Source organism: Bradyrhizobium pachyrhizi, assembly GCF_001189245.1.
Taxonomy (GTDB): domain Bacteria; phylum Pseudomonadota; class Alphaproteobacteria; order Rhizobiales; family Xanthobacteraceae; genus Bradyrhizobium; species Bradyrhizobium pachyrhizi.
In genome coordinates this window covers 223,704-236,527 of the sequence record NZ_LFIQ01000117.1, presented here as the reverse complement: position 1 = coordinate 236,527, position 12,824 = coordinate 223,704, and the positions used below count along the sequence as shown (strand labels likewise).

The window sequence follows — 12,824 nt, the reverse complement described above, 5'->3', positions numbered from 1 at the left end:
CCCGCCTCGGCTGCTGGGGCGCGAGAGGGGCCGCCTGCACCCGGCGCTCCTCGAGATTGAGCTTGAGGCCCACCAGCGGTTCCCGTCCGGAAGGACCCGACACCACAATACGGTTCCCGGTGACCCGCAGGGTCGGAGCTCCCAGGAAGATGGTTTCAGCCGCGATGGCGTAGCGATCCGCGCCGGGACCCGAGGCCTCCAGCGAGAACCCCGTGATGGCCAATGCGCGTCCCCGGGTTCCGGCAAAGGTTCCGAGAGGAACGAACTGGTTGTCGCCCCGCTGCGGCCTGGCGAACTTGACGGCGTATTGCAGGTGGAGATCGTGCGGCTTGTTGGGCCATTCGAGGGAAATTCCCTCGATCCGGGCCGGCGCGGACGGTCCGGCAATCCAGACATTCGAGCCGACGGTCACGTCGCCCAGACCCGCGACATGCGCGAGCAGCTTGAGGTCGCTCAACTTGCCGGGTCCAGCCTCCGGCTCGAACATGTCGAATGGCTGGCCGGCCGGCTGCTCAGCCGGCTGTCCCTGGGTCAGCGGCTCGATCTTGATATTGGCGGCGGTCGACCCGCCGACGCGCCCCGCCGTGACCTCGACGATCAGGCGGCTCGGTCGGGCGACCGACACGACCAGCGCGGTCTCGGGCGCGAACAGGGTTCCATTGACCACGTCCGGTCCGGTAATGATATTACAATTGTTAAGACTGGCGCGATCCGCGTATACGCGCACCACCGGAGGTGACACCTTATCATCTGCGCCATTGTATCGAACCAGGAAGAGACCCCGTGCCAGATCAATGGTTTTCTGCTGAATCTGTTCGTTCATTGTCGCCTGCGAGCCTAACGGAATGGATTGATAAGTCTCCCGCAGTGTGCCCCAAAAATCTGTGTGATAGAAGGGGGCTTAATGTTAATCCGGTAAGATAGTTTTGCCCGCCAATCGATGACATACCGCCGGTGATGATGCAGACCCTGACCCCAATCGAAGACCGCGCGGCCGGGGGGCGCGCTCGCCCGCCAATGAACGTCCTGTTCGTCCACAATAACTTTCCGGCCCAGTACCGCCACATTGCGCGTGCGCTCGCAGAGCAGCCCGGCAACAGGGTCGTTGCGGTCGGTTCATCGACCGCGAGCACGACGCCGGATATCCGGCTGCTCAAATATTCGACGACCAAGACGGATTCCGCGGTCGTCCATCCGTTTGCCCGGCGCTTCGATGTCGAATCGCGGCGTGCCGAAGAGGTTCTGTACGCGCTGTCGTCGCTGTCGGGGCAGGGCTTCGTGCCCGACCTAATCTTCGCGCATCCCGGTTGGGGCGAGACGCTGCCGCTGCGCACGATGTTTCCGCGCGCGCGGATCATCCTCTATTGCGAATTCTACTACGGTGCCGAGGGCAGGGACGTCGGCTTCGATCCCGAATTTCCCATGACCGGCCTTGATGGCAATGTCGCGCTCCATCTGAAGAATGCGACCACGCTGCTGGCGCTCACGGAATGCGACACGGGCGTCTCGCCGACGCCATGGCAGAGGTCGACCTTTCCCGCCGAGTTTCAGAGCAAGATCGAGGTGATCCACGAGGGCGTCGACACCGACGAGGTGAAGCCCAACCCGGTCGCGCGGTTTCAGCTTCCGAACGGTGCGACGCTGTCGGCGGACGACGAAGTGATCACCTACGTCTCGCGCAACCTCGAGCCGGTGCGCGGATTCCATATCTTCATGCGGTCCCTGCCGAGGATCCTCGCCGCGCGGCCGAATGCGCAGGTTGTGATCGTCGGCGGCAGCGGGACATCCTACGGCGCGAACCCACCCAAGGGTTCGAGCTGGAAGTCGATGTTCCTCGACGAGATCAAGTCGGACATCGACCTTCGCCGGCTGCATTTCCTCGGCCGGATTCCTCGGAAACCGTATCTCGAACTGCTGCAGATTTCCTCGGTGCACGTCTATCTGACCTATCCCTTCGTGCTGTCCTGGTCGCTGCTGGAGGCGATGAGCGCGGGATGTGCGGTGGTGGCATCCGACACCGCCCCGCTTCGCGATATCATCTCGGACGGCAACGGCCTGCTGGTGCCGTTTTTTGATATTGATGCGCTGTCGGATCAGGTAGTCTCGGTGCTGTCACGGCCCAAGGCCTTCAAGAAGATGCGGATGAAGGCGCGCAGCTTCGTGCGGGACAATTACGACGCAAAGCGGGTCTGTCTGCCGCGGATGCTGACGCTCGTTGATGAAGGTGTCCTCCCGCGCACGCACGGGGGATAACGCCAGGAGTTTGCGATGCCGCTTGTCATCTCGGTTGCCCAGCGCAAGGGCGGGGTCGGAAAGACGACCCTTGCGGTCTTGCTGGCCGCAGAACTGGATCGGCGCACGGGCGTGGTGGGACTGGTCGACGCCGACTCGCAGGCGTCCGCGTGTCACTGGGCCGAGCCCGGCAATCTGTCGTTCCCCGTCTACCAGCTTGATCCGGAAACCCGGCCGGTCGCCGAATGGGCCAAGCTGATGCGCCAGATCCCGCATCAGATCATCGTGGTGGACTCCGCGCCGAACGATCGGGTGCTGGGCGCCGTGCTCGCGGTCGCAAATATCGTGCTGATGCCGTGCACGCCGTCCGGCCTTGACATCGAGGCCACCGCGCGGACGCTCGACATCGTGCGGGAGGTGCGTGCCACGCGGCGAACGGCGCTCCGTGCCATGATCGTGCCGAACCGCGTCGACCAGCGCACGCTCGAAGGCCAGCAACTGATCGAGGAACTGGATACGCTCGACGAAGAGATCGGGCCGATGATCGGCAGCCGCTCGGCCTATGTTCGCGCCGTCGCCTTGGGGCAATCGGTCGCCGATTTCGCCGGCGGCACCCCCGCGGATCTCGAGATCAAGATGCTCGCCGATCTCGTCATGAGCTGGTGCGGGATCGCGCCCAGGCAACGGGTGACGATTTAACAGAGCGCGCCGGCCGCTTCACGTCAGGCTAACCATGCCGGCATGGAAGCAAGCAGTTCCACGCTGCAACAGCCCTTGATTTGATGACGGCGTCTGATGGCGGCATCCGCGGAAACCGGGGAAAGAGCCAAAAAGCACAACAACGCTGCGATCTGTTGATCTTCGCGCGTTATCATTTGACAGCCTAGAGCTGGTCGGCGCGGGAACCTGCCCTGGTTAACAAATTGCGTACGCGCACCCTCGCATTTGAAGCAAATGCCGCCGCGCGCTTGAGCCCAAGCTCAAGACATTTCCCGTACATGCTTCCCGTCACTGTGGGGAGTGAAGAATGTACAACGTCAAGAGAGTGATGGCTCTGGTTCTGGCCGTCCTTGCGCTCGGGACAAGCGCACAGAACACCCAGGCTGGAATGGTCGGCTTCCCGCTGCCGCTGCGCGGCGTGATCGAGAAGATCCGCTTCAGCGAGCCGACGCTGGCGCCGATGGCCTATACCATGTTCTGCATGCGCTATGCCGACGAGTGCAAGCCGAAAACCCGCGCCCGGATGGTGTTCCGCGGCGGCGCCACACGCCTGACCAAGCAGCGCATCGCCGACCTGATCGAGGTCAACGCGTCGGTCAATCGCAGCATCGCGCCGCAGCGCAACGAGCGCGGCCTTGCCGGCGAGGAATGGTTGATCAATCCGGCGCGCGGCGATTGCAACGACTACGCGGTCAGCAAGCGCCACGAACTGCTGGCGCGCGGCTGGCCGATGCGCGACCTTCTGCTGAGCGAGGTCGTGACCTCCTCCGGCGAGCATCATCTCGTGCTGGTGGTCCGCGCCAAGGGTGGAGACATCGTGCTCGACAATCTGAATGCGCAGATCCGCAGCTGGTCGCAGGCGCGTTATCGTTGGGTCAGGATGCAGACCCCGGCGAACCCCGACCACTGGGCCGGCGTTGTGCAGGCCGGCGCCTGAATTTCTGAACGAGCCCCATCGATCGAACGTGGCGCGGCGAGACATTTCGCCGCGCCATTTTTCGCATCAGCGACGATCGTCAGCGCGCTGCGACGACATTACCGGAACGATTGGAGGCATCGACGGTTGATCCCGGTCCAACCTATCGAGGCATCGACATGAAGCTGGCCGGCCTTGTCACAACAGCGGCGCTGGTCGTCGCCACCGCCCCGGCGCTTGCACAGGGCACCGGACAGACCACGCAGGGCGCAACGCGCTATTCGATCGATGGACCGGGCGGTGGTGTTCCGACATCGCGGCCGCAGGCGACCCGGCCGGTCCCGCCGGCAACACCGGCTTACCCTTACGGGAGACCGTCGCGGCACGGGCCGCCGGTCGGGCAACGGACCAACGTGCCGCTCGGGTCGCGCTAACCGTCGCTTCGGCTGCAAATCCGTTCGGTCTTAACGCTATTCCTATCGTCATTTTGCCGCCTCGGACGGAATGTCGTACCCATGCGGCCGTTGCGTCAGTTGAGACGCAGGATTTGTCGCGCGAGGACGACAGTTTCAAATGGCGAGCAGGGGTTCGATCCTCATCACGGGCGGCGCGGGATATATCGGATCCCATTGCGCCAAGGCGGTTGCCGAGGCCGGGTTTCTGCCGGTCGTCTACGACAATTTGTCCACCGGTCACCGTGATTTCGTGCGATGGGGGCCGCTCGTGATCGGCGACGTCGCCGACCACGACAAGATCGCCGCCACTATCGGCGAGCACAAAGCGCTTGCGGTGATGCATTTCGCTGCGTTCAGTGCGGTCGGCGAGTCCGTGGCGGATCCGCAGAAGTACTTCAGCAATAACGTTGCCGGCACGCTCGGCCTGCTGCGCGGCATGCGTGAGGCGGGCTGCGACCGCCTGGTTTTTTCCAGCACCGGCGCGGTCTATGGCAACGCCGGCCGCGATCCAATTCCCGAGAGTGCCGCAGGTCCGACCGTCAATCCCTACGGCCGCTCCAAATTCATGATCGAGCAGATCCTGGCCGACTATCGCGCGGCCTATCGGTTCAACTCGGTCTGCCTGCGCTATTTCAATGCCTGCGGCGCCGACGCCTCCGTCACCATCGGCGAACTTCGCGATCCCGAGACGCATTTGATTCCGCGCGCGCTGATGGCGCTGCTGGGGCACGTGCCGGACTTTGCGATCTTCGGCGAAGATTATGACACGCCTGATGGCACCGCGGTGCGCGACTACATTCATGTCGACGATCTCGCGAGCGCCCATATCGCGGCGCTCGAGCTGCTGCTGAGGGGTGACGCCGGCGGCGTGTTCAATCTCGGCACCGGCACCGGCTATTCGGTGCGCCAGGTGCTCGATGCGATCCGCGCCGAGACCGGTGAAGCGGTGCCGAGCGTCGTGCGCGAGCGCCGGGCCGGCGATCCGCCGATCCTGGTGGCCGATCCCTCCAGGTCGGAGCGCGGCCTCGGCTTCAAGGCCAGCCGGTCCGATCTCGGCTACATCATTCGCTCGGCCTGGGCCTGGCATCAGAAGGCGCATCCGCGCCGGCGGTAGAGCATGATCCGGAAAAGTGCGAAGCGGTTTTCCCTCGCGACAAACGCGGAACGCGTTTGCGCGGAGATCATGCTCAAATATCGATCAAGCCGCGAGAGGCTCAATTCAATGTGATGTAGTGCTGTTCGGCCAATCGCGCGAGGAACGGCATGTCGACAAGGCTTGCTACCAGGAAGACGGCAACCAGCGCCAGCACGAGCAGCATCAGGCCGCGCTCGCCATAGAGCTTCTCGGGTTTCTGCGCCGACGAACCCGGCGACGTCGACATCGAGAAGTAGGTGGTGAACAGCATCACCACCAGCGGCATCGCGAGGACATACTCGATGCGGTACTTCACCAGGAACACCGAGAGGAAGAACACCGAGAACAGCGAATAGCTGAGGCACGAGGCCGTCAGCGACACTTCGGTATAGTGCGCGAAGCTCGCGCGGTAGCGCGCCAGCAGCTCCCTGCCGTGGGACGCGGCAATCTCGCGATATTCGGACAGCCGCTTGGCCGCCATCAGGAACGCGCCGCCAAACCAGTAGCACAGGATCACCGAGCCCGGCGGCAACGAGGTCGGGTCGATCATCGCCCAGCCGATCAACAGCCGCAGCGGATTGTTGACGGATTCCGAGATGACGTCGAAATAGGCCTTGTCCTTGCTGCGGAGCGGCGGGACATTGTAGACGACGCCCTGCAGGGCGAAGATGCCGGTTGCGAACAGCATCAGGCGGCTGCTCGCAGATGCGCAGGCGAGACCGAGCGCAACCAGCAGCAGCCACTCTAGCCCGATGATCTTGCCGTCCATCGCGCTCTGCACCGCGGAGCGCTGCGATTTGGTCGGGTGATGCCGGTCGAAGTCGCGGTCGAACCATTCATTGATCACATAATTGGCCGACGCGATGCAGATCGCGGCCACGAGGCCGAGGACGATCGCGCTTGCGATATGCTCGCCTCTCGGGCCGCGCAACAGCCAGGCGAGGACAATCCCGGGAACGATGAAGATGTGCTTGGTGCTGTGATCGAGCCGCAGGATGGCAAGATACTGCCGGATGCTTGCGGCCGGCGGCTTGCCGGCTTCGACCTTGCTGTCCATCAGCGCCATCGCGCGGTCCTTTTTTGTCGTCGTTGATCGATCGCCTAGTTGAGGAGGTAGACGTCGAAACTCTCGTCGGTCTTGGCGGGGCCGAAGCGGCGGAGCATCGTGGTCGCTTCGCGGAAATCGCGGATCTGCGCCGCTGAGGCACGGAACGTCCGCCAGTCCTTGCCTTCGTCGTAGATCCGGTCGGGCGTGATGTCGTCGAGCCGGTAGGCCAGCAGGATGATGACGGGCGCGCGGGTCGTGTCGCGAAGCTCGCGGGCGAGGCGCAGGGTCTCGCCGAGATCGCTGTCCATCCTGCCCTTGCGCGAGAAGATCACGACGCTGCCGAATTTGTGGTCGCGCGCCAGATAAGTCCGGTTCTTGACGTAGTAGGGCAGCGCCTCGACCAGCCATTCCGGCTCGCCGAGGATCAGTGCATTGGTGAGATCGGCGCGCGAGGCGATCAGGCGGCCGAGATCGGCGCTGCGGCTCGCAACCATGCCGGTCACCGCGTTGCGCAAATCGTTGATGCCGGCGGCGGTCTGGATCGCGAGCACCAGCAGGAGCGACACGCGTCCGATCGCCGGCAAGCGCCGGTCGAGCCACGCCCGAGAGCCGGTTGGCGCGGTGACCCGGCTCCAGCCGATCCAGTAAAGCGCGATCAGGAAGCTGAGCCAGACCGCGGCATGTCGGTAGGCACCGTTGGCGGCGACGGCGAAGAACAACGACGTCAGCAACACGGCGGCGATGGCGGCGAGGAAGGCCGGTCGCCGCGGCAAGAGCCCGAGCGTCGCGCCGAACAGCAGCACCGATCCCGCGACCCCCGGCAGCAGATTGGCAAACAGCGCGCCCAGCGACGTCGCGCCGGGGTTCACCAGGGACAGGATTGCCGCCGCCAGCGGTGACTCGTGCGACCAGTCCCGGGCCGCGGCGTCATTATAGGTCGGCAGCATCGTCACGGCGCAGATCACGACGCCTGACGTCGCGATGATGGCATTGATCGCGAAATTGGTGAGAGGCGGCGACCAGCGCCAGCCATCGGTCTCGAGCAGGTCGAGCAGCCAGAACAGCAGGAATGCGCCGGCCATGATCGCGCCGACGACGTTGGTGTTGGCGAGCAGGAATAGCAGCGCACCGAGCAGCAAACCACGGTCGCGGTGGGCCCGATAGCAGGCCGCGATCGCGAACAGGAACAGGGCCGAGATGCCGTAGTTCCTGGCCATCACGACATACTCAAATAACAGCGCATGGCCCGTGATCAGCAGCAGGACCAACGGTCGTGGGAATGGTGACCGGAAGATCAGCAGTGCGACCGTGATGACCCCGACCACGAAGGCGACGGCGGGCAGCACCTCGACCCGATCGAACACGGCATGCGCGCCGCGCAGCAGAAGGTACCAAAGGGCAGGGTGGCCCTCGCCATGCAACCCTCTCAGCATGGCGACCGGATCGTCGCCGTTCAGGGCAATGGTGAGCGCGCGGACCTCGTCGCGCCACATCACGTGACGGCCGATCTGGAAGCCGACCGGCGCGATCCATCCCGCGAGGAGCAGAACGTCCGGCCAGGATCGGCGGTCCCGCTTGGGCGCGAACAACCACTGGTCCATGATGTGCAGAGAACGGGTCAAAGAATCCTGCTGCTGCTCGGATCGGGACGGTCAAACCGTGGCGTCATCTGCCGGCTTGGTGGTTTGTGTTAACAGTAAAATCCACATAGAATGTTGTAACATTATGGGCAAGCCAGACTAACATTTATGACGCCGACGCCGGCCCAGAGAACGCTCAGGGACATCGGTCCTGCACACCCCGAGGTGGAGTTCGCGCTGGTGCTGGCGCGAACCATCGATTCCGTGAGCGCCGACCCGCAGCAGCTGCGCAGCGCGGTCTACGAGCTCGCGCGGCAGAAGCTGCAGCAACTCGCGCACGAGGATCCGACGGAAAAGCACCGTCTGATGCAGGCGCTGGAAGTGGCGATCGAAGGCGTCGAAGCGCACACCAAGAGCAATGTGATCGAGAAATTCGCGGTGCCGCCGGCGCGGGCGCTGCCCGCATTCCTCGAGGCGGCGGGCGCTGCGCGGCGGATCGAGGCACCGCCGCGGATCGATGCCGAGGCGGCATTTGTCACGACCCTCGATCGCGTCGAGCCTGCGGTGGCGCGCGGTCCGCGATGGTCGTCGTCGGCGCCACTTCGTTACGTTGTCATGCTGGCGTTCTTCGGGCTGATCGCGGCCGTTGTCCTGCTGCAGCAACGCGGCGTGTCATTGGCCGCGGCCCGCGCAATGATTGCCGGCACGCTGGCATCGGCGCCGCCTGAAACCCAAAGGCCGGCGGTGGTCGCGGCCGTCCCGGCGCCGGTCGCTGCGGCCGAGCCGCCGGCGCCAAGACGGCCATTGCCGACCGCGTATGGCGTCTACGCCGAGAGCGGCGGCAAGCTCTACGAGCTGCAGCTGATCCAGGGTCGTGCGCCGGATCCGCGGGTGGCGATCTCGGCGGCGATCACCAGGCCGAGCGAGACCACGCTGCCGGACGGACATCTCCGCTTCATCGTGTTCCGGCGCGAGGGTGCCGGCGGCGCCTCCGACCTGATCGATGTGCGTCTGATCGCGCATGTGAGCCAGCAGACCACGTTCGACGCGACCGGCAAGCCGGTGGTCTCGCCGGGCGACGATACCTGGGTGATCCGCAACATCTCGATCCCGTTCCGCGCGGCGCCGCTCAAGGACGATCCGCAGATGTTCGAGGTCCTGCCGCGCGACGACGCGCCGCTGCCGCCGGGACGTTACGCGTTGATCCTGAAGGCGCAGGCCTACGATTTCACGGTCGAGGGCGCGGTCACCGACAAGCGGCATTGCCTGCAGCGGCTGGCGGCTGCGAACGGCGTGTTCTACTCGGAATGCGAGAAACCGTGAGCGGGGTGTCCGTCCGGTTCAGTGTCGTGCTGGCGCTCCTGCTGGCATCGCGTGCCGCCGTCGCCGCACCGGCCGCCGAGACCGCAAAGCGCTGCCTGCGCGCGGCCTACATGGTCTACCCCTACAAGCGACCGGGGGCCGTGCCGATGAATGGCGATCGGCTGCATTTCTTTCAGCAATGCATGGCGCAAGACGACACGAAGTCGGCGGAAGCGCCGAAGCGCGATTGAGCGCAATGCGCCGGCCGCTCAGTTCGCGGACTGTTCCACGTCCGACCTCAGCCGGCCGAGCTGGTAGCGCAGCGCGACCAGCATGAAGCGACCGACGCCGATGCCGACGAGACCTCCCGCCACCTTGACGATCGCGTCGATCAGGCGGCCGTGACGGTCCGGTGTCAGGAATTGCATTGCTTCGAGCGTGAACGCGCTGAAGATGACAAGGAGCACGATCAGCGCAGTGCGCCGCGGGTAGCCCAGCACGAAGGCCAGCGCCATCACGGCGAAAGCAGCGAAATGCTCGATCTGCGGATGGAATAGCGAGGGACGGTCCTGGATCGGGGACAGTGTCACGAAGGCGATCAACGCAAGCGCAAGCCAGCCCGCAATCACGCCGAACCTCCGTATCTTTGAAACAAGCAACGCGTTCTTCCCGGTCCATGTGCGCTGGGCGCGCCGCGGTTGAATTAGCGCATCGCCGGTGTCAGCGACATGGAAATGGTCGTCGAAGGTTAACTTGCCGGTCGACTGCAAATGACCCGACATGTTGCTCGTGCTCTGTCCGCTTGAAGGTTGCCAGCAACAATTGCTTTCAAGTGTGGGTATTTAAATACCTAAGACTGAAACCCAATCTCACTTCGCGCGCATCTCATGGAGGGAACCAGGGGTGCTTGCGCGGGTTCCCGGGATGGTGCACCTGACGAAAAAAATAAGCGGCGCCTTGCGGGTCCATTCATAAGCCGTTCACGGCCGGAAGCCTCATTTGGTGCCGGAATGTCGTAATGCTCACTCTCGGAGGCCAAAGTGCGTCTGCTCGTCGTTGAGGATGACCCGGATCTGAACCGCCAGCTCACCACCGCACTGACGGACGCCGGCTATGTGGTCGATCGCGCGTTCGACGGCGAGGAGGGGCATTTCCTTGGCGACAGCGAGCCTTATGATGCGGTCGTGCTGGATATCGGGTTGCCGAAGATGGACGGTATCTCGGTGCTTGAGGCCTGGCGGCGGAACAAGCGGGTGATGCCGGTGCTGATCCTCACCGCACGAGATCGCTGGAGCGACAAGGTTCAGGGCTTCGACGCCGGCGCCGACGACTATGTCGCCAAGCCCTTCCACCTCGAGGAGGTGCTGGCGCGGATCCGCGCGCTGCTGCGCCGCGCGACCGGGCATGCACAGGTCGAACTGAACTGCGGGCCGGTAGCGCTCAATACCCGCACCAAGCGGGTCACCGTCAACGGCAATCCGATCAAGCTGACCTCGCACGAGTACAATCTGCTCGACTATCTGATGCACCACACCGGGCGGGTGGTCTCGCGCACCGAACTGGTCGAGCATCTCTACGACCAGGACTTCGACCGCGACTCCAACACGATCGAGGTGTTCGTCGGGCGCATTCGCAAGAAGCTGGATGTCGATATCATCCAGACCGTTCGCGGCCTCGGCTACATGCTGTCGCCGCCGACCTAAACCATTTTCGAGCGAAGTGGACGCCGGTTCGTTCGCGTGAAGAAAGCGCGGACCAAACAACAGGATAAGAGCATGTCCTATTCAATCGGATCATGCTCTTAAGGTGCTTGATCGCGATGCGGGCATTGGCATGATCCGCGCCAGGAGGACTGGATTCGCCATGTCTGAACTCGCCTTGTCGCGGCCCGCTGACGCGATGTTCGAGCTCGTGCCCTGATGGGCGGCAGCTCGCTTGCGACACGCCTGTTCGTCTCGGCGACCGCCTGGGTGGTGGTGATCCTGGCGATCACGGGCGTCATCCTGTCGTCGGTCTATCGCGACGCGACCGAGCGCGCCTTCGACCGGCGGCTCAATCTCTATCTGCGCACCCTGATCGCCGAAGTGGCGACGCCGGACGAGCCGGCGGACCGCCAGTTCCAGTCGCTCGGCGAGCCGCTGTTCGACCTGCCGTTGTCGGGCTGGTACTGGCAGATCACCCGGACCGATACCGAAAAGGGCGAGACCCGCGCCTCGCGCTCGCTGTGGGACAAGAAGCTGCCCAAGCTCGAGGAGCACGGCGCCGAGCTGACCGCCGCCGGGGTCCGCCTCGGCTATGTCGACGGGCCCGAAGGCCAGAGCCTGCGCGTGGTGGAGCGGCCGGTCGATCTCGGCGCCGACGGCAAGTTCCTGGTCAGCGTCGCCGGCGATGCCACCGAGATCTTCGATGAGACGCGCAGCTTCGACTATTATCTCGGCGGCACCTTCGCCGCGCTCGGCGTCGTGCTGCTGCTGACCACGGTCTTCCAGGTGCGCTACGGCCTCGCGCCGCTCAAGCGGATCTCGGATGCGATTGCCGATATCCGCTCCGGCCGCGCCGAGCGGCTGGAAGGCCGGTTTCCGGTCGAGATCGCGCCGCTGGCGCGCGAGACCAATGCGCTGATCGATGCCAACCGGGAGATCGTCGAGCGCTCGCGCACCCATGTCGGCAATCTCGCCCATGCGATCAAGACGCCGCTGTCGGTGATCGTGAACGAGGCGGCCGCCCATGCCGCCGATCCCTTCGCCAGCAAGGTGCTGGAGCAGGCCGATTTGATGCGGGACCAGGTCGCGCACCATCTCGAGCGCGCGCGGATCGCCGCCCGTGCCACCATCGTCAGCACCATCACCGACGTCGCACCTGTGATCGAGGCGCTGCGCCGGACCATGGAGAAGATCCATCGCGATCGCGACCTCTCGATTGAGGCGAAGGCCGATCCGGCGGCACGGTTTCGCGGCGAGCGGCAGGATCTGGAGGAAATGGTCGGCAATCTCGTCGACAACGCCTGCAAATGGGCGGCTTCGCAGGTGTCCGTCGAGGTCACCGTGGTCTCGCCCGAGGCCTCGGGCGCCGGGCCGAGGCTGCGCATTGTGGTCGACGACGACGGGCGCGGCCTGTCGGAAGCCGAGCGTGCCCAGGTGTCGCGGCGCGGCCAGCGGCTCGACGAGTCGAAACCCGGCTCGGGGCTCGGCCTGTCGATCGTGACCGATCTCGCCGGCCTCTATGGCGGCAATCTCGCCCTGAACAACGCGCCGATCGGCGGCCTGCGGGCCGTGCTGATGCTGCCGGCGGTGTAGTATTGTATCTCTGATAGTCTGTCATTCCGGGGCGCGACGAAGTCGCGAACCCGGAATCCGGAGGTTGTGGATCGAGATTCCGGGTTCTCGCTTCGCGAGCCCCGGAATGACGCTGAGTGAATCACACATCAAAGACACAA

The 12,824-nt window shown here is 64.5% G+C and carries 13 protein-coding genes; 9 read left to right on the top strand and 4 right to left on the bottom strand.

Annotation, left to right across the window (positions count from 1 at the left end):
• Positions 1-823: hypothetical protein (locus AKL29_RS32940; protein ID WP_244482548.1), on the bottom strand; the 823-nt coding region annotated here is incomplete at its 3' end.
• A gap of 194 nt (positions 824-1,017) precedes the next feature.
• Here AKL29_RS32940 and AKL29_RS32935 point away from each other — a divergent pair.
• The 5 genes from AKL29_RS32935 to galE all read left to right on the top strand — a co-directional run bounded on the left by AKL29_RS32935 (position 1,018) and on the right by galE (position 5,437).
• Entirely contained in the window at positions 1,018-2,253 is a 1,236-nt protein-coding gene (locus tag AKL29_RS32935; protein WP_050387053.1) for a glycosyltransferase family 4 protein, read from the top strand.
• 15 nt (positions 2,254-2,268) lie between these two features.
• On the top strand, positions 2,269-2,931 hold the full coding sequence (locus AKL29_RS32930) for a ParA family protein (protein WP_028331570.1): 663 nt from the start codon (positions 2,269-2,271) through the stop codon (positions 2,929-2,931).
• A gap of 328 nt (positions 2,932-3,259) precedes the next feature.
• On the top strand, positions 3,260-3,889 hold the full coding sequence (locus tag AKL29_RS32925) for a transglutaminase-like cysteine peptidase (protein WP_050387052.1): 630 nt from the start codon (positions 3,260-3,262) through the stop codon (positions 3,887-3,889).
• A 158-nt stretch (positions 3,890-4,047) separates the two neighbouring features.
• Positions 4,048-4,302: a hypothetical protein gene (locus tag AKL29_RS32920; RefSeq protein WP_152977855.1), complete on the top strand. Its 255-nt coding sequence runs from the start codon at positions 4,048-4,050 to the stop codon at positions 4,300-4,302.
• A gap of 139 nt (positions 4,303-4,441) precedes the next feature.
• Positions 4,442-5,437 (top strand): UDP-glucose 4-epimerase GalE, encoded by a 996-nt coding sequence (gene galE / locus AKL29_RS32915; protein WP_050387050.1) that lies wholly within the window; start codon positions 4,442-4,444, stop codon positions 5,435-5,437.
• Positions 5,438-5,537: 100 nt separating this feature from the next.
• On the opposite strand, the gene AKL29_RS32910 is transcribed toward galE, so the two are convergent.
• Together AKL29_RS32910 and AKL29_RS32905 are read right to left on the bottom strand one after the other, a co-directional pair.
• On the bottom strand, positions 5,538-6,524 hold the full coding sequence (locus tag AKL29_RS32910; protein WP_050387049.1) for a UbiA family prenyltransferase: 987 nt from the start codon (positions 6,522-6,524) through the stop codon (positions 5,538-5,540).
• A gap of 35 nt (positions 6,525-6,559) precedes the next feature.
• Positions 6,560-8,128 (bottom strand): hypothetical protein, encoded by a 1,569-nt coding sequence (locus AKL29_RS32905; RefSeq protein ID WP_050387048.1) that lies wholly within the window; start codon positions 8,126-8,128, stop codon positions 6,560-6,562.
• A gap of 126 nt (positions 8,129-8,254) precedes the next feature.
• Between AKL29_RS32905 and AKL29_RS32900 the strand changes: the two genes are divergently transcribed.
• Complete coding sequence (locus AKL29_RS32900) at positions 8,255-9,409, top strand: hypothetical protein (protein WP_244482547.1); 1,155 nt, start codon at positions 8,255-8,257, stop codon at positions 9,407-9,409.
• Complete coding sequence (locus AKL29_RS32895) at positions 9,406-9,639, top strand: hypothetical protein (protein ID WP_244482546.1); 234 nt, start codon at positions 9,406-9,408, stop codon at positions 9,637-9,639. The genes AKL29_RS32900 and AKL29_RS32895 overlap by 4 nt, the downstream gene beginning before the upstream one ends.
• An 18-nt stretch (positions 9,640-9,657) precedes the next feature.
• On the opposite strand, the gene AKL29_RS43040 is transcribed toward AKL29_RS32895, so the two are convergent.
• On the bottom strand, positions 9,658-10,017 hold the full coding sequence (locus tag AKL29_RS43040) for a VanZ family protein (RefSeq protein ID WP_193395270.1): 360 nt from the start codon (positions 10,015-10,017) through the stop codon (positions 9,658-9,660).
• A 411-nt stretch (positions 10,018-10,428) separates the two neighbouring features.
• On the opposite strand from AKL29_RS43040, the gene AKL29_RS32885 reads away from it, so the two are divergent.
• Both AKL29_RS32885 and AKL29_RS32880 read left to right on the top strand, forming a co-directional pair.
• Positions 10,429-11,091 carry a response regulator transcription factor gene (locus tag AKL29_RS32885; protein ID WP_028331562.1) on the top strand — a complete coding sequence of 221 codons (663 nt, stop codon included), beginning with the start codon at positions 10,429-10,431 and terminating at the stop codon, positions 11,089-11,091.
• A gap of 216 nt (positions 11,092-11,307) precedes the next feature.
• The gene (locus AKL29_RS32880) at positions 11,308-12,684 is read left to right on the top strand and encodes a sensor histidine kinase (protein WP_050387046.1); all 1,377 of its coding nucleotides are present in this window, start codon (positions 11,308-11,310) and stop codon (positions 12,682-12,684) included.
• Positions 12,685-12,824 lie beyond the last annotated feature (140 nt).